The organism is Paraburkholderia sp. 22098 (assembly GCF_052045935.1).
In the GTDB taxonomy this organism is placed as follows: domain Bacteria; phylum Pseudomonadota; class Gammaproteobacteria; order Burkholderiales; family Burkholderiaceae; genus Paraburkholderia; species Paraburkholderia caledonica.
On sequence record NZ_JBQEPV010000011.1, the window covers coordinates 189,142 to 204,741 of the forward strand.

At 63.1% G+C, this 15,600-nt stretch carries 15 protein-coding genes; 5 read left to right on the forward strand and 10 right to left on the reverse strand.

What is annotated here, in order from left to right; translation table 11 throughout:
• The first annotated feature begins 4 nt into the window (after positions 1-4).
• Genes ACTJLB_RS23320 through hutC (ACTJLB_RS23330) form a run of 3 tightly spaced genes read left to right on the forward strand, consistent with a single transcriptional unit; the run spans position 5 to position 2,431 of the window.
• Complete coding sequence (locus ACTJLB_RS23320; RefSeq protein WP_087754507.1) at positions 5-667, forward strand: amino acid ABC transporter permease; 663 nt, start codon at positions 5-7, stop codon at positions 665-667.
• Between the two features lie 18 nt (positions 668-685).
• Positions 686-1,549, forward strand: coding sequence for an amino acid ABC transporter ATP-binding protein (locus tag ACTJLB_RS23325; protein WP_020070313.1), 864 nt, complete (start codon positions 686-688; stop codon positions 1,547-1,549).
• Positions 1,550-1,600: 51 nt separating this feature from the next.
• A complete protein-coding gene (gene hutC / locus ACTJLB_RS23330) occupies positions 1,601-2,431 on the forward strand; it encodes a histidine utilization repressor (protein ID WP_310071537.1) in 831 nt (276 codons plus the stop codon).
• 68 nt (positions 2,432-2,499) lie between these two features.
• Here the strand turns inward: hutC (ACTJLB_RS23330) and hutC (ACTJLB_RS23335) are convergent, their stop codons facing one another.
• The 8 genes from hutC (ACTJLB_RS23335) to ACTJLB_RS23370 all read right to left on the reverse strand — a co-directional run bounded on the left by hutC (ACTJLB_RS23335) (position 2,500) and on the right by ACTJLB_RS23370 (position 10,364).
• A complete protein-coding gene (gene hutC, locus ACTJLB_RS23335) occupies positions 2,500-3,183 on the reverse strand; it encodes a histidine utilization repressor (protein WP_027780245.1) in 684 nt (227 codons plus the stop codon).
• Between the two features lie 318 nt (positions 3,184-3,501).
• Entirely contained in the window at positions 3,502-5,178 is a 1,677-nt protein-coding gene (locus ACTJLB_RS23340) for an HAL/PAL/TAL family ammonia-lyase (RefSeq protein ID WP_440784589.1), read from the reverse strand.
• 38 nt (positions 5,179-5,216) lie between these two features.
• Entirely contained in the window at positions 5,217-6,008 is a 792-nt protein-coding gene (locus tag ACTJLB_RS23345; protein ID WP_020070309.1) for an ABC transporter ATP-binding protein, read from the reverse strand.
• Positions 6,009-6,043: 35 nt separating this feature from the next.
• Positions 6,044-6,799 (reverse strand): ABC transporter permease, encoded by a 756-nt coding sequence (locus tag ACTJLB_RS23350; protein WP_020070308.1) that lies wholly within the window; start codon positions 6,797-6,799, stop codon positions 6,044-6,046.
• Between the two features lie 13 nt (positions 6,800-6,812).
• On the reverse strand, positions 6,813-7,535 hold the full coding sequence (locus tag ACTJLB_RS23355) for an ABC transporter permease (protein WP_027780247.1): 723 nt from the start codon (positions 7,533-7,535) through the stop codon (positions 6,813-6,815).
• 88 nt (positions 7,536-7,623) lie between these two features.
• Positions 7,624-8,484, reverse strand: a complete 861-nt coding sequence (locus tag ACTJLB_RS23360) for a transporter substrate-binding domain-containing protein (RefSeq protein ID WP_020070306.1) — start codon at positions 8,482-8,484, stop codon at positions 7,624-7,626.
• A gap of 331 nt (positions 8,485-8,815) precedes the next feature.
• On the reverse strand, positions 8,816-9,652 hold the full coding sequence (locus tag ACTJLB_RS23365) for an arylamine N-acetyltransferase family protein (protein WP_440784590.1): 837 nt from the start codon (positions 9,650-9,652) through the stop codon (positions 8,816-8,818).
• Positions 9,653-9,680: 28 nt separating this feature from the next.
• Positions 9,681-10,364, reverse strand: coding sequence for a hypothetical protein (locus ACTJLB_RS23370; RefSeq protein WP_020070304.1), 684 nt, complete (start codon positions 10,362-10,364; stop codon positions 9,681-9,683).
• A 262-nt stretch (positions 10,365-10,626) separates the two neighbouring features.
• Between ACTJLB_RS23370 and ACTJLB_RS23375 the strand changes: the two genes are divergently transcribed.
• Complete coding sequence (locus tag ACTJLB_RS23375; RefSeq protein WP_440784591.1) at positions 10,627-12,186, forward strand: carbohydrate porin; 1,560 nt, start codon at positions 10,627-10,629, stop codon at positions 12,184-12,186.
• 45 nt (positions 12,187-12,231) lie between these two features.
• Here the strand turns inward: ACTJLB_RS23375 and ACTJLB_RS23380 are convergent, their stop codons facing one another.
• Entirely contained in the window at positions 12,232-13,119 is an 888-nt protein-coding gene (locus tag ACTJLB_RS23380; RefSeq protein WP_440784592.1) for a LysR substrate-binding domain-containing protein, read from the reverse strand.
• Between the two features lie 102 nt (positions 13,120-13,221).
• Here ACTJLB_RS23380 and ACTJLB_RS23385 point away from each other — a divergent pair, with 102 nt between their 5' ends.
• Positions 13,222-14,154, forward strand: a complete 933-nt coding sequence (locus tag ACTJLB_RS23385; protein WP_440784593.1) for a DMT family transporter — start codon at positions 13,222-13,224, stop codon at positions 14,152-14,154.
• Positions 14,155-14,226: 72 nt separating this feature from the next.
• Here ACTJLB_RS23385 and ACTJLB_RS23390 read toward each other — a convergent pair whose 3' ends face one another.
• Positions 14,227-15,525 carry an MFS transporter gene (locus tag ACTJLB_RS23390; RefSeq protein WP_027780254.1) on the reverse strand — a complete coding sequence of 433 codons (1,299 nt, stop codon included), beginning with the start codon at positions 15,523-15,525 and terminating at the stop codon, positions 14,227-14,229.
• Between the last annotated feature and the right edge of the window lie 75 nt (positions 15,526-15,600).

The window sequence follows — 15,600 nt, forward strand, 5'->3', positions numbered from 1 at the left end:
TGCTATGCAACAGTTCGATCCCACTGTCATCACGCACAATCTTCAGCCGATCGCAGCGGGCCTCGCCACCACGCTCGGCACCTGGGCCGCGGGAGTCGTGATCGGCATGGTGATCGGCTTTCTGATCGCGGTGCTGCAGCTCTTTTGCGGACGCTGGGTACGCGGCCTGTTGCGCTTCTATATCGAGCTCTTTCGCGGCACGCCATTTCTCGTGCAACTGTTTTTGCTCTACTACGGCGGCCCGTCGTTCGGCCTCACGCTCGAACCGATGACAGCCGGCGTGCTCGGTCTCGGCCTCTATGGCAGTGCGTATTTCGCCGAAGCATTTCGCTCCGGGTTTCAATCTGTGCCGCCCGGCCATCTCGAAGCGGCGTCGTGTCTCGGCCTGACGCGCACACAGGCCGTGTGGCGCATCCAGATGCCGCAAATGCTGGTGTTGATCGTGCCCGCGCTCACCAACCTCATCATCGTGTTGAGCAAGGAGACGGCTGTGCTGTCCATCGTCACGGTCCCCGAGTTGACGTTCGTGCTGACCGGCATCGGCTCGGCAAGCTTCGCTTTCGTGGAAACGCTGCTCATGCTGTGCGTGTGCTATCTCGCGCTCGTCGAACTGACGTCGCGCGCGGGCATGTGGGCCGAAACCCGCATCGCGCGTTTCATGGCATAAAAGGAATCGGATCACTTCATGAACGCTATCGCCGACATGCCCTCCTCCGCGTCCGCCGTTCACGCCCGACATGGATCGCCGCTGATCCAGGTGCGCGATCTTCGCAAACGCTTCGGCGAAGTCGAAGTGCTGCGCGGCGTCGATCTGGAGATTGCCCGCTCCGAGGTGGTATGCATCATCGGGCCTTCCGGATCGGGCAAGAGCACACTGTTGCGCTGCCTCGCTGCGCTTGAAACGTACGATCACGGCGACGTGCGCATCGAAGGCGAACTGCTCGGCTACAGCGAGCGCAACGGCAAGCGCGTGCGTGCGACGCAAGGCGAAATCAATCGCGTGCGGCGTAACGTCGGCATGGTATTCCAGCAATTCAATCTATGGCCGCACATGACGGCGCTCGGCAACGTCATGGAAGCGCTGCTGCGCGTGCGGCATCTGCCGCACGCCGACGCGCGCCGCCGCGCGAACGCGATGCTGGAAACAGTGGGCCTCTCGAATAAGGGCGACGCGTACCCGGCGAAACTTTCGGGCGGCCAGCAGCAGCGCGTGGCGATTGCGCGAGCGCTCGCCATGGAGCCGCACATCATGCTATTCGACGAACCCACTTCGGCGCTCGATCCCGAACTCGTCGGCGAGGTACTGCAAGTGATGAAGCAACTCGCGCGCGACGGCATGACGATGGCCGTCGTCACTCACGAAATGGGCTTTGCCGCGCAGGTCGCGGACAAAGTCATGTTCATCGACCAGGGGCGCATTGCTGTTCAGGGCCAACCGCGCGAAGTTTTCCATGACGCCGGACAGCCGCGCTTGCGGCAGTTCCTGCAGAACTACTTCGACCGCAACGCATTCTGGGCGCGCGGCCCAGACGACGCAGAGCCGCTATGAACGCGCGCCCTGCCCCGACCGCATTGCGCGGACAGTAACCAGGGGCTGCCGATGTCCTCCATGCTTCGCGGCAAGAGCCACAAAGCCCACGGCAAGCCGCCAGCCGCCGCGGTTCGAAGCACGCGCGACGCGGCTGCGGGTACGAGCGCTGCAGGTGAGGCGCCGGCTGCACGCTACGAGCAGGTCAAGCAGCATATTCTTGGCATCATCGAATCGGGCGCGCGTCAGGCAGGCGAGCGTCTGCCCTCCGAACTGGACCTCGTTGCGACGCTGGGCGTTTCGCGCATGACTGTCAATCGCGCGCTGCGCGAGCTGGCGCACGAAGGGCTCGTTACGCGCGTGTCGGGCGTCGGCACGTTCGTCGCGCAAGCAAGGCCGCAATCCACGCTCCTGATGATCGCGCATATCGGCGACGAGATTCGCTCACGCGGACACGAATACAGCTACCGTACCGTGCTTTTGCAGCGCGAGACTGCGTCTGTCGTCGTATCGAATGCGTTAGGGCTCGCGCCGGCCGCTTCGGTTTTTCATGTTGTTTGCGTGCACCGTGAGAACGGCTTGCCGGTGCAACTGGAGGATCGCTACGTGAATCCCGCCATTGCGCCGGATTTTTTGCAGCAGGATTTTTCGGCGATCAGGCCGTCGGAGTATCTGTTCGAAACGGTGCCTGCGCACGACGTCGAACACATTGTCGACGCGGGATTACCGACTCAGGCCGAAGCCGGACTACTCGAAATTCGCGCGGAAGAACCCTGTCTCACGCTCGTGCGTCGTACCTGGACGAGCGGTGTTGCGGTGACGTTCGCGCGGTTCGTACATCCCGGCTCGCGGTACCGGCTCGGCTGCCGCTTCTCGCCGGATATGTCGCAACGGCAAGGCTGACGCGCCACGCTTCACGCTTCACGCGTCCACAACCTGGTTTCGTGCCGTGCCGGCGCCGTGCTGGTCCGTCACACATTGCCCGCCAGATGAAAGCGCGACGCCGGATGCCACAACTGCACGGACGTGGCCACGTCTTCGCCGACCCACGTACGACGCCATAGTTGCAAGCACGGCTCGCCGATTTCCATTGACAGATGACGGCGCACATACGCGTCCGGCTTCTGCGCGTAGATGCGAAACTCTGCGCGCTGGATGGGTGCAAGGCGCACCATGTAGTGATTCGGCGTCTCGATGGTGAAGTCCTGCTGCAGATACTCGGGAAACACCTTCGGGTTCACGTAGCGATCCTCGTACTGGATCGGCTCGCCCTCTTCGCTGTGCACGATGCACGAGTGGAACGCCGGGCCGCTCGACAGGCCGAGCGCTTCGAGCGCCTGCGGGTCGTCGCTCGGTTCGAGCGTCAACACGCGGGCCGAATGACGATGACCGCGCGCGGTGATTTCGTCGGCGATATTGCGGATTTCCAACACCGTCGATTCATAGCGCTGCGGCGCGACGAACGTACCGGACCCCTGCACACGGGTCAGCACGCGCTCAGTGGTCAATTCGCGCAACGCGCGCGACACCGTCATGCGAGCGACACCAAACTCCTTTACCAGTTCCGTTTCGGACGGGATCAGTCCGCCCGGCTTCCAGTCGCCTTCGCTGATACGCCGGATCACATAGCGCTTGATCTGTTCATAGGCGGGCATTGCTTTCGCGGGCGTCTCCTTGCACACGGCGCGGTCCGCGTTGCCGCCATTTGCCGCGCTTATTTGCGGGGCCGCATGTGCACCCGCATGTGCACCCGCTTGTGCACCCTCTTGCGCACCCTCTTGCGCACCGGCCTGTGCAACTGTCTCCGCGCTTTGTTGTGCGCGCTTTTGCTCATTTGTAGTTGTGTTCACTCCGACCTCGTGGGTGGGTTGCGGATCGCATCCGTTGTACCGCTTTTACGCCCGCAGTAAGTCCCTTGGGGACACCTCGGTCGGTTCGCCGGCGGGTAAGCCCGCTCACCGGATATGTCTGTGTCAGGCCACGTGAGCGACAACCGGCGCGCCGCCTGCAATGGCGACATGGCCCGCTACGTTCATCACGCCCGCGCTATCGCTCACACTATTTGCGGCAGCGGGCAAGTTACTGGCCGCTGCGAGCTTCCCGATAGACGCGTCCGCAACGACACTGAAATTGCGCTGCCTCAGCTTGTCAGGACCAGGCAACGGCGGCGGCGCCTCGCCAGCGATCATCCGGAACGCCACGCTCATGTCGTCAGCGAGCGGACGGTCGTCGCGATACGTCGGCACGATCTGCCGCACGCGCTGCCACAACGCCTGCGTATGCGGCGCCGGTGGGGCGTCCGTGGCTTGCAGGTCGTAGGCCTGCGCCGCGGCCAGCAGTTCTATCGCGACGATGCGCCCCGCGTTGTCGATGATTTCCAGCGCCTTCAATGCGGCAGGCGTGGCGTGGCACAAATGATCTTCCTGCAAGCCCGACGTGATGCCGCCGTCGAGACTCGCTGGCAGCGCGAGCCGCCGGTTCTGCGCAACCAGCGAGGCCGCCGTGTACTGCGCGATCATGAAGCCCGAGCAGGTGCCGCCAGGCTCGGCCAGAAACGCGGGCAAGCCGCTCACCAGCGGATTGACGAGACGATCGAGCCGCCGTTCGGCCATTGCGGCAACCTGCGCGATGGCGGTGGCGAGGCTGTCCATCGCAAGCGCAATGGATGCGCCCACCGCATGCGCCTGCGAATAAACGCGCGGATCTTCCGGCGTGCCCGCGACAATCGGGTTGTCGGTGATCGACGCCAGTTCGCGATCGACCACGTCGGCGGTCGCGGCAAGCACGTCGCGCGCCGCGCCGTGCACGTGCGGAATGGTGCGCATGCTGAGCGGATCTTGCGTGCGCTGGCCGACCACGGCCGCGAGAATGCCGCTGTCGGCAAGCGCGGTGCGCATGCGCTCGCCTACGAGGTTCAGCCCCGGCGAAATGCGCAGCGCGAGCGAGTCTTCGTCGAATGCTGCCAGTTGGCCGCGCAGATTCTCGAAGCTCATTGCGGCGACGACATCGGTCCAATCGAGCAGACGCACCGCGCGTGCAAGCGCCAATGCGGCAAGCCCGGTCACGCACGGCGTACCGTTGATCAGGCTGAGGCCTTCCTTCGCTTCCAGCACGAGCGGCTCGCGGCCGAGCATGTGCAACGCGTCGCGGCCCTTCATACGCTCGCCGCGATATCGCACATGACCTTCGCCGATGCACACCAGCGCGATATGCGCCATATGGCTCAGATAACCGACCGAGCCGAACGCCGGCACTTCAGGCAGGCAGTCGGCGTTGAGCAAGGCCACGAGTTGATCGGCGACCTCGATACGGATGCCCGAGTGCCCATGCGCGAAATTGTTGACGGCGGCGGCCATGATCGCGCGCGTCTCGGCGACACCGAGCGGCGTGCCGACACCGACTGCGTGACTCATCAGAATGTTGCGCGACAGCGTGCGCTGTTCGGTGGGCGACACGATCACGTCGCACAACGCACCCACGCCCGTGTTGACGCCGTACGCACGAATGCCGCGATCGACGATCTGTTGCACCAGTACATTTGCCGCCGCAATGCGCGCGCGGGCGTCGGCGGAAAGTTCGAGCGGCTCCCCGGCGGCGACCGCCGCCACCTGGGCCCAGTCGAGAGGACGATCGGAACGGATCACGGCCATGATGTTGCTCTGCTCGGTAGAGTGCGTGGCGATACGGATTAGTTGGTCGTGCGGTCCTGATGACTCGACACGAATTGACGGAAGCGTTCCGACTTGCATTCGACGAATACTTCGTCAGGCGTGCCGTCGGCTTCCACTTGGCCCTGATGCAGGAACATCACTCGGTTAGACACGTGCCGCGCAAAACCCATTTCGTGCGTGACGACCAGCATCGTGCGCCCTTCTTCGGCAAGCGAGCGCATCACGCGCAGTACTTCGCCAACGAGTTCGGGATCGAGCGCCGACGTGGGTTCGTCGAACAGCATCACTTTGGGATGCATGGCAAGCGCGCGCGCAATCGCCACACGCTGCTGCTGGCCGCCCGACAGATGCGCGGGATAGTGGCCGCGCTTTTCCGCGAGACCGACTTTCGCGAGCAGCGCCTCGGCTTCTTCCACCGACTCGGCGCGGCTGCGCTTTTGCACGCGCATCGGCCCTTCGATCAGGTTTTCGAGCACCGTCATATGCGACCAGAGATTGAAGTTCTGGAACACCATGCCGAGTTGCGAGCGCACGCGGTCCACCTGGCGGCGGTCGCTCGGTTGCAGCTTGCCGTCGCCGCGGCGCTTCATTTTCAGTTCTTCTCCGGCGAGCGCGACGGAACCGTCATCGGGTGTCTCCAGCAGATTCAGGCAGCGCAAGAAGGTGCTTTTGCCCGAGCCGCTCGCGCCGAGAATCGAGATCACATCGCCTTGATGAGCGTCGAGCGAAATACCTTTGAGCACGTGGTGGTCGCCGAACGATTTGTGAATGTTCTTGACCGACAGTGCAACGGGTGCCGTAGCGTTCATGGAATTCTCCAGGTTCATCCGGAATGGCCGGGCGCTCAGGGCGCGGCGCGGCGTGCTTCGGTAGTGGCGGACACTGGCCGGCTCGGCGCGGTCTGCCTGGGCGCCGCACGCAGATGCCGCGACAGTCGCGTTTCAAGCATGCCGAGTGCGCGCACGATAATGAAGTTCAGGAACAGATAGATCAGCGCGGCGCAGATAAACACTTCGGTCGTGCGATACGTTTGCTGAATGATCTGCTGCGCGACGCCGGTCACTTCCCACACCGTCACGAGACTCGCGAGCGCGGTGGATTTGACGAGCAGCACGGCTTCGGTCGAATAAGCGGGCAGACACTGGCGCAGTGCAATCGGGCCGATCACGCGGCGCAGCAGCCCGAAGCCCGACAGACCGATCGAGTAACCCGCCTCGATCTGACCGACCGGCACGGCCATCAGGCCGCCGCGAATGATCTCGGCCGTATAACCAGCGGTACAGAGCGCGAGCGATAAAACAGCGCACATATACGGCTCGCGCAGCACCGGCCACATGAAGCTCTCGCGAATCACGCCGAACTGACCCATGCCGTAGTACACGAGGAACATCTGGATCAGCAGCGGCGAGCCGCGGAACACGAGGATATAAGCGCGCGCGAACCGGTTTGGCAGCCAGTGCGGCGACACGCGCATCGTGACGATCACGAGCGACAGCAGCCCCCCGAGAACGAGCGAACAGAAGAACAGGCCGAGTGTGGTCGGCACGGCGGCGAGCAGTTGCTTCACCGTGTCGAGCAGAAAATCGAAGTCGAAGTTCATGATGCCGTCGCCGTCAGTTGCGCGCGAAGTTGCGCTTGAAGGACCGGCCCACGCGTGCCTCGGCGTGGTTGAAGACCCGGTTCGAGATGCTGGTCATCAGCAGATACAGCGCGCCGCCGACCACGAAGAACGTGAAGTATTGATGCGTGGAGCCCGCCGCCACCTGACTCGTGCGCAGCAGTTCGGCTAGACCCGTGACCGAGATCAGCGCGGAATCTTTCAGGCTCAGTTGCCATACGTTGCCGATGCCGGGCAAGGCGAAACGCAGCACTTGCGGAATCAGGATGCGGCGCGCCATGGTGAGCGTGGGCATGCCGATGGAGCGCGCCGCTTCGAGCTCGCCGCGCGATACCGCGAGCACCGCCGAGCGATACACCTCCGCCTGATACGCGCCGGAAATCATGCCGACAGCGAGCGCGCCGATTACGAACGGCGGCACGCCGACGAAGCCTTCGGCGCCGAACCATTGGCCCACGGTCGTCACGAGCGTCGAGCCGCCGAAGTAGAACAGGTAGATGACGAGCAGTTCGGGCACGCCGCGAAACACCGTGGTGTAAATGTCGCCGATCACGCGCAGTGTGCGCAGACGCGACAGCTTGGCCGCAGCGACCAGGGCGCCGAATACGGCCCCGACCGCGAGCGCTGCGAGCGTGAGCGCGACAGTCATCAACGCCGCGAGCAGCAGCACGCCGCCCCAACCTTCCGGCCCGAAGCCGAGCATCTGTATCAGAGCCATTGCCTACCTCCCGTCTTGACGGACGATGAAACAGCTGCACGCGCAAGCTCGCGCCCACGCATGCAGCATTCGTGCAACGCCTCGTGAATCAGGGCGTGACGTCGGTCTTGAACCATTTCGCGGACAGCTTTTTGACGGTGCCGTCGGCGAGCGCCGCGCTGATCGCGGTGTCGAACTTCGCTTTCAGGTCGGCGTCCTGCTTGCGGAATGCGAGGCCTTCACCCGGACCCCAGATCGGACCGCCGATCTTCGGGCCGGCCATCACGATCGATGCGGTTTCCTTCTTGTCGATGTTCGCGGCGTAGTACGTCACGTCGTCGAACGACGCGTCGATACGACCGTTCGCCAGATCGAGGTCGCGCTCGGGCGACGTCTTGTAGACGCGGATCGTGGCGATGTCCTTGAAGCCGTCGTTGATGAACTTGGTATAGACAGTGCCGGACTGGATGCCGATGGTCTTACCCTTCAACTGCTTGCGCAGCGCGTCGACGGTCGGCTGATCGGACTTCGGATCGCCCGTGAGCTTGACGACGCCCGCGTCCGCTGCGGCCTTGGGCAGCACCTTGGCGTCGGCCACCGCGAACGTGGCGGGCGTGGCCGCATACGGCTTCGAGAACGCGATGATCTTTTCGCGCTCCGGCGTGATCGAGATCGCATCCATCAACACGTCGAACTTGCCGGCCTGCAGACCCGGGATCATGCCGTCCCAGTCTTGCGCGACCAGGTTGCATTGCAGCTTGATGCGCTCGCAGAGGTTGGCAACCAGTTCAGGTTCGAAACCGCCGAGCTTGCCGCCGGGCAAGGTCAGGTTCCACGGTGCATAGCCGCCCTCGAGCGCGATCGTCACCGTCTTCCATTCCTTCGCCTGCGCCGGTGCGCCCAAAATCGCCGCGGCGCCGAGCACGGCGCCGATCAATGCTTTTGCTGCCGTGGTGCGTTTCACTTTCACGTCGAAACTCCTTTGATTGAGGAAACCGTCGAACCGGAATGCGGACCAGCGTTCTGAGCGCCGCTGAATTTGTATAGACAAGTCTGCATGAGTCAAAAAGCCGTCGCAAGCAGATTCTTGGAAAAATTGCCTGATCATCGGGTAAGCCCCTATAAGGCGCGGTGGATCGGGGCTTTCCGAGGGCATTAGCGACAAAGGCGCACCCCTGCCGCGCCGCAACGGATGCGTCGGCATGGTGCACTTTGTCTAGACAGGTTCGACGAATGCAACGCGAAGGTGCGCTGCGGGGATACGTCAGCCCGGCAAAAGGACCGACGGTGCGGGCGAGGAATTACTCGGAATCGGCCCGCGTGCGCACGCGGTCAAATATTTCCGCCAGGTCGATGTCGCTAGTCTTCAGTCCGAAGCGATCGTGCAGACAGGCCGCGAGTTCGTCAGCGCTTGCGAGGCGCTGCTCGCGGACGATACTGCCGTCCGCGGCGCGCTCGTTCAGTTGATCGTTCAGAAGAGTGAGGCGCGTTTCGTCCAACACGCGGCACACGATGAGATTGTTCGCGAAGATCGCTTCCGGCGACGTCGACGTGTACCAGTTCGACGTTTCGTAATCGATCCACTCGACCGGATGCAAATCGAAGCGATAGACGCGCGACCACGTTTGATCGCGCGCCTGCACTTCGAGATACAGCGCGTCGTGGGAAGCGTCGGCGAGACGGAAGATGCCAAGGTCCGTGCGTTGCGCAAGACCCGGCGTCAATCGCACCGGCGATGTCAGCGTAACGCTGCCGAAACCCACGTCCGCGATCCATGCTTCGTTATCCACATCGATTCGCAGCACCATGTGCGTACGAGGTGGAACCGCGTCGGGCTCCCGGCCCCACAGCACTCGCCCAATCAACGGCGTGACCTGAAAGCCCAATTCGATCAGTACGTTCGCGAGCAGCGCGTTCTGCTCGAAGCAGTAGCCGCCCCGGCGATCGTCAACGAGTTTTCTTTCGACGGATTCCAGATCCAGCTTCACTGCGCGACGCGTGAGCGGATTCAGGTTTTCGAACGGAATGGCTCGCGGATGCAACCGGTGAATTGCCTTCAGCACTTCGAGCGTCGGCGCACGCGGGCCCGTATAACCAATGCGCTCGAAGTAGTTGTCGAGATCGAGTGTGTGTGACATAGGCGTCGTCCGTCTGGTTCTAGTTACACTACTGCCCGCCTCCGAGCGCCGACTTCGCGATCGACGGCACGCTGATACCGTTGCTCGTTGCGAACTGTACCGCGGAACTGAGCGTCGACATCAGCGACTGCAACTGCCCCGGTGCCGATTGCGCGATATACGACGCGCTTTGCGCGGTCTGCGGATTCATGCCGGCCTGCAACAGCGAAGCAGGATTCATCTGCCCGATGCTGCCGAGGCCCGACTGCAAGCTCGAATACTGACTGACGCCTTTACCGAGCGACGCCAGGCCGTCGGTGAACGCCTGTTTGTTCACCGGCGTTTGCGTTGCGTTGCCCGTTCCACCCACGCGGCTGGCAAATGCCTGCGTCAATGTTTGCGACAGCGACTGCTGCGTGCTGCCCACTTGCGTCAACTGGCTGACCGACGGCGTACCACCGCTCAGCAAGCCCGCGGCCTGCTGTGCCTGCCCGGCCGCGCTCGACAGACCCATTGCGGACGCAAGCGACGACTGCCCGCTCAGCACCTGCTGATTCGCACCCACGTACGTTTGCAACAACTGCGATATGCCGCCAGACGATGCCGCGCCAGCATCCGCGGATGTGTCCCCGCCACCAATGCCGAACTGCTTCAGATTCAACTGTGCGTTCGAAACGCCGCTTGCGAAAAGACCGGCGCTCGCCAGCAACGAAATCAGAAGGACACGCTTCATATGTAACTCCTTGTAAGAGACTGCGGAAACTCGTGCGGTTCGACAAGCCGCACTGATACGCGTTCGCACAAATTTTCGACGCGTGAGTCCCCGGCATGTTGACGCGAGTCGTTTGCCTCGCGTTGACGCACCGGTACATGCCTCGGTACGATCACGCCCATTGTCCGGTTCGCGCGAACCGATGCCGGCCTGCGTCCGGTTAAATAGCTGTTTAACGCCGCGGCGCACGAAAGCAGTCGATAACAACATTAAAGGCATTTTGATGAAGCTCGCCCGATCCATTCGCCCCGTTGCATCCTTGCCTGTCCGCTTCGAGTTTCTGTCATCTGGCAGCAAGGCGGCCGGGCGCAGCCGCACGCGTTCGATTCGCCGCATCGCGTGGTGCACGGCGTTCGCTTGGGCTTGCACTTCGGGTGCGGCAATGGCGCAAGGCGATGCCAACGCAGCCGCAAATGCCGACGCCACGCGCGATGTAAGCAAAACAAACGAAGCAGCAGGCGCGGATACGGGCAAAGCCGCGGCCAGCGAGACCGGCTTCTGGAGCCGCGACCAGATGTTCGGCGACATGGGCGGCTTGCGCCCGTGGCTCGGCAAATATGGCGTGAGCTTCGCGCTTACTGAAACCAGCGAACTGCTTGGCAACCTGCGCGGCGGCCTCGCGCGCGGCGCCGCGTACGACGGCGTGACTACCGCGACTGTCCAACTGGATACCGACAAAGCGTTCGGGTTGCCGGGCGGCCAGTTCAACGTGAGCGCATTGCAGATTCACGGCGGCAACTTCAGCGGTGACAAGCTCGGCACGCTGAATACGGCAAGCGGCATTGAAGCCGAAAACAGCACGCGCCTGTGGGAGCTGTGGTATCAGCAGTCGTTCCTGAACAAACGGATCGACGTGAAGGTCGGTCAGCAAAGTATCGACCAGGAGTTCATCTCCAGCACGTACTCCGCGCTTTTCATCAACACGATGTTCGGCTGGCCCGCGCTGCCCACTTACGACATGCCGTCGGGCGGGCCGGCGTATCCGCTGTCGGCGCTCGGCGTGCGCGTGCGCGGACAGATCACGCCTTCGTTGACAGCGCTCGCCGGTGTGTTCGACGGCGATCCGCTCGGCAACAATCCGAACAACCGCAGCGGGACTAATTTCAACCTGCATAACGGCACGCTGTTCATCGGCGAGTTGCAGTATGCGATCAACCAGCCGGCGGACAGCGACACGCCGCCTGCGGCGAGCACTGCCGAAGGCGGACTGCCGGGTACCTACAAGATCGGTGTCTGGTACAACAACGGCCACTTCGCGGACCCACGCTACGACAGCAACGGTGTGTCGCTCGCAAGTCCCGCGTCAACGGGCGTCGCGGCGAACCATCGCGGCGACTACAGCTTCTATGCGGTGGCCGATCAGATGATCTGGCGGCCCAACCCGGGCGAAGCGCGCAGCCTCGGCGTGTTCGCGCGCGTGATGGGCGCACCGGGTGACCGCAATCTGGTGAGCGTCGCGGCCAACCTTGGCGTCGTGCTCAAAGCGCCGTTCGCCGGCCGCGACAATGACAGCGCGGGTCTGGCGCTCACGTACATCAAGATCGGCAACCACGCACACGGAATCGATCAGGATAACCTGGCATTCAGCGGCGGCCCGTACGGTGTTCGAACGAGTGAAACCGCGCTCGAAGCGACCTACCAGTACCAGATCGCCCCGTGGTGGATGCTTCAGGCCGACGCGCAATACACCTTCAATGCGGGCGCCGGTCAGAATCCGAACGATCCGACGAAGCCGCTGCGCAACACGTTCGTCGTCGGCTTGCGCACGAACATCGCGTTCTGATACGCATCGCACTGCGACCGAACGCGTGAAGTCGGCCGCACCCGTTCACTGCGCGGCCGCCGACCCGCGCGGCTGGGTGCGTAACGACAGATCCTGAACCATCTGCGCGGCCAGATAATCGCAGGTCGGCCTGTCTGACTTCGCGCTGCGCGCGACCACGATCTCCAGCGGCTCTATCTTCGGCAAGCCTTGTGCCTCGCCGAGAATAGCGAGACGCGGCGGCACGCTGCAACGCGTGAGCGCCACCACCGATAAACCGGCGTCCACCGTTGCGACGAGGCCCATCAGGCTCGCGCTGCTGAATGCCGCGCGATAGCGAATCCGCGCGCCGTCGAGCGCGGCCAGCGTATGCTGTCGCGCCACACAGCCGGGCTCGTACAGCCCGACGGGCAACGGCGACGCCGTCAGTACCGGCGTATCGACGCTAGCCCCTACCCACACCATCGGCTCACTGCGAACGAATTCGCCGCGCAATTTGCGGTCGCGCGTGACAAAGGCAAGATCGATCTTGTTGTCGGCCAGCATCGGCGCAAGCGAAGTGCTCTGCGCGCAGACGATTTCGATCTCCACGTGCGGGTAGAGATTCGAAAATCGCCGCAACACCGGCGACAACAGCGACGACACGTAATCGTCCGGCGCGCCGAGCACCACGCGTCCGGTAACTTCGGGCCGAACGATCGCCGACCACGCTTCCTCGTGCAATGCCAGCACGCGCCTCGCATATTCGAGCAGCGTATTGCCGGGGCGCGTGAGCGACAGGTTGCGCGTGTTGCGCGCGAACAGCGTGGTGCCGAGCATGGCTTCGAGACGCTTGATCTGCATGCTGACCGCGGCCTGCGAGCGGTGAACGGTTGCCGACGCTTTCGTGAAACTGCCCGTATCCACGACCGCGACGAAAGTGCGCAGCAGATCGGCGTCGAATTCGGGGTGCATGATTTATCAATCCCGCTTATGGAATTTCTCAATTTAATTCGTTTGTGGTTGCCGCGCAACCGGCGCAATACTTGGCTGCATCACTTCACGGAGACGATCGGCATGACCCTCACCCAACGTCAACAGGGCGCCATCACGTTGGCCGGCGGAGGGCTGCTGATGGGCACGCTCGGCGTCTTTGTCGAGGAAGCGCGGCTCGGTGCGCTGACCCTGGTGTTCTTCCGTTGCCTGTTCGGATTCCTCTCGCTGGCCGCGTACTGCGCGTGGAAGGGCTTCTTCACGCGCGCACATTTCACACGGCGAACGGTTGTACTCGCGCTGATCTCCGGCGTGCTGATGGTCACGCAATGGGTCGGTTTTTTCGATGCGATCCATCGCACCAGCATTGCGGTCGCTACCGTGGTGTTCCACGTACAGCCGTTCTGGGTCGTGCTGATCGGCGCGGCGCTTTTTAACGAACGGCTGGGCGCGGATCGGCTTGGCTGGATCGCGACCGCGTTCGTCGGGCTCGTGCTCGCGTCGGGTGTAGCGGCCACGGAAAATCTGCAAGGCCATGCGAGCTATCTGATCGGCATCGGCGAAGCATTGGCCGGCTCGGTGCTGTATGCGAGCGTCACGTTGATCGCCAAGGGACTCGGCGACTTGCGCCCGCACCTGCTGACACTCGCACAATGCGCGGTGGGTGTGGTGTTCCTGCCGATCATCGCGCCGCTTATTGCCCCTTTTGACGCCGGGCATATCGGGGCAATGCAGTGGTTCTGGATCGTCGGCATGGGGGTGCTGCACACGGGACTTTCGTATGTGCTGATCTACGGCGCGTTGCCCAAGCTCACCACGCCGATCATCGCGGTGCTGCTGTTCGTCTATCCGCTCACCGCGATTGCCGTCGATGCGATCGTGTACGGCCGCGCGCTTTCGCTGCCGCAACTCGCGGGTATGGCGCTCATCGTGATCGCGAGTCTCGGCGTGAATCTCGGCTGGCCGCTTGTATCGTTGCTGCTCCCGCACCGGCGCGCGCGGGGTCATGCAGAGTGAGTCGCAGGTTCAGGCTTGGCGATAAATAAGTGCCGGCAAACAGCCGGCACCGCGTTGCGAAGCCCTCTAAACCTACTGCGGCAGCACTTCACCCTTCGTCTCCGGCGCGAACGGAATGACAAACAGACCGGCGACGAACACGAGCGCCGTCAGGGCCACCGGCACCCCGAGCGTGTGCATATGAAGAACCGCCGCGCCAAGCAGAAAGTTCACGCCCGCGCCAACAAACCGTCCGAATGACGTACAGAACGCAAACGCCGTCGCACGCACGCGTGTTTCGAACTGCTCGGGCAGCCACAAGCTGAACAGCGCAAAGTTGCCGCCGAAGAAACCCAGCACGAACAGCCAGGCGATGAACGGCGCGAGCCCGTTCGGCAAATAGAAGGCCCAGCCGAAACTGCCGGTGATCGCCACCGCCATTCCGGCGAAGTAAAACGCCAGCGTCTTGCGGCGGCCGAAGCGTTCGGCGAGCGGCGGCAGTGCTAGGCATCCGAGAATCGTACCGATGGACAGCAAGCCCGTTGCGAGCGACGCCATTCTGATTGCATCGTTCTTCGCCATGCCCGCCTTGGACGCAAGCTGGATGACGGCCGACGGCTCATACACGGCTCCCGCCCACAAACCGATAATGGCAATCGTCAACAGAATGCACGCGACCCATGTGCGCCGCCGGTAGGCCGGTCCCAGGATCTCGCGCAGCGGTTTCGCGCGTTCGGCGTGCGCCTCGGCCTTCTGCCATTTCTCGGATTCCTTCACGCGCAACAAAATCAGAATCGCGACGACGACCGGCACGGCTCCCGTCAGGAACATTGCACGCCAGCCGAAGTGCACGCCAATTGTGTAATTTAGCGCCGCGGCCAGGAAGAAGCCCGCGTAATACCCCGTTTGCAGATAGCCGGCGCCCATCTTGCGACGATCCTCCGGCCACGCTTCCGCCACGTAGGTGCCGGCGAGCGCCCATTCCCCGCCTATACCGACTCCCGCGATGAAGCGATAGATGCCCAACTCCCACACGTTGTGAGAAGTCGCGGCAAGGCCCGTGAAAATCGCGAATGTGAAGATCGTGCCCGCCAGCACCTTGGTTCGGCCGAAGCGATCGGCGAGCGGCCCCCATATGAAGGACATGCCCCAGCCGACCAGGAACAGCGCAAACAGAATAGAACCGGCCAGTCCGATGTTGGCGGGCGTCGCCGCGTAGCCGGAGCGCGGCAATAGCTCGGTCAGCGCCGGCGTGAGCACGAGCGCGTAGATGAACGAGTCCATGCCGTCGAGCGTCCAGCCGGCCCAAGCGCCCCAAAAACCCGCAATCTGCGAGCGATTCAACGGCGTGCGGCGCCGTGCGGCCGACGTGCGGTCGGTGAGTGAACTCATCGTGCTCCTCCTGCCTGCTGTTACCTGCATATGAAAGGGAAACGACCGGACACGAGCTGTCGTGAAGCCATGGTT

Excerpts from the sequence above, each read along its gene's own strand:
- ACTJLB_RS23320 (WP_087754507.1), top strand. The coding sequence starts at position 5 with ATGCAACAGTTCGATCCCACTGTCATCACGCACAATCTTCAGCCGATC.
- ACTJLB_RS23325 (WP_020070313.1), top strand. The coding sequence starts at position 686 with ATGAACGCTATCGCCGACATGCCCTCCTCCGCGTCCGCCGTTCACGCC.
- hutC (WP_310071537.1), top strand. The coding sequence starts at position 1,601 with ATGTCCTCCATGCTTCGCGGCAAGAGCCACAAAGCCCACGGCAAGCCG.
- hutC (WP_027780245.1), bottom strand. The coding sequence starts at position 3,183 with ATGCCCGCCTATGAACAGATCAAGCGCTATGTGATCCGGCGTATCAGC.
- ACTJLB_RS23340 (WP_440784589.1), bottom strand. The coding sequence starts at position 5,178 with ATGGCCGTGATCCGTTCCGATCGTCCTCTCGACTGGGCCCAGGTGGCG.
- ACTJLB_RS23345 (WP_020070309.1), bottom strand. The coding sequence starts at position 6,008 with ATGAACGCTACGGCACCCGTTGCACTGTCGGTCAAGAACATTCACAAA.
- ACTJLB_RS23350 (WP_020070308.1), bottom strand. The coding sequence starts at position 6,799 with ATGAACTTCGACTTCGATTTTCTGCTCGACACGGTGAAGCAACTGCTC.
- ACTJLB_RS23355 (WP_027780247.1), bottom strand. The coding sequence starts at position 7,535 with ATGGCTCTGATACAGATGCTCGGCTTCGGGCCGGAAGGTTGGGGCGGC.
- ACTJLB_RS23365 (WP_440784590.1), bottom strand. The coding sequence starts at position 9,652 with ATGTCACACACACTCGATCTCGACAACTACTTCGAGCGCATTGGTTAT.
- ACTJLB_RS23370 (WP_020070304.1), bottom strand. The coding sequence starts at position 10,364 with ATGAAGCGTGTCCTTCTGATTTCGTTGCTGGCGAGCGCCGGTCTTTTC.
- ACTJLB_RS23375 (WP_440784591.1), top strand. The coding sequence starts at position 10,627 with ATGAAGCTCGCCCGATCCATTCGCCCCGTTGCATCCTTGCCTGTCCGC.
- ACTJLB_RS23380 (WP_440784592.1), bottom strand. The coding sequence starts at position 13,119 with ATGCACCCCGAATTCGACGCCGATCTGCTGCGCACTTTCGTCGCGGTC.
- ACTJLB_RS23385 (WP_440784593.1), top strand. The coding sequence starts at position 13,222 with ATGACCCTCACCCAACGTCAACAGGGCGCCATCACGTTGGCCGGCGGA.
- ACTJLB_RS23390 (WP_027780254.1), bottom strand. The coding sequence starts at position 15,525 with ATGAGTTCACTCACCGACCGCACGTCGGCCGCACGGCGCCGCACGCCG.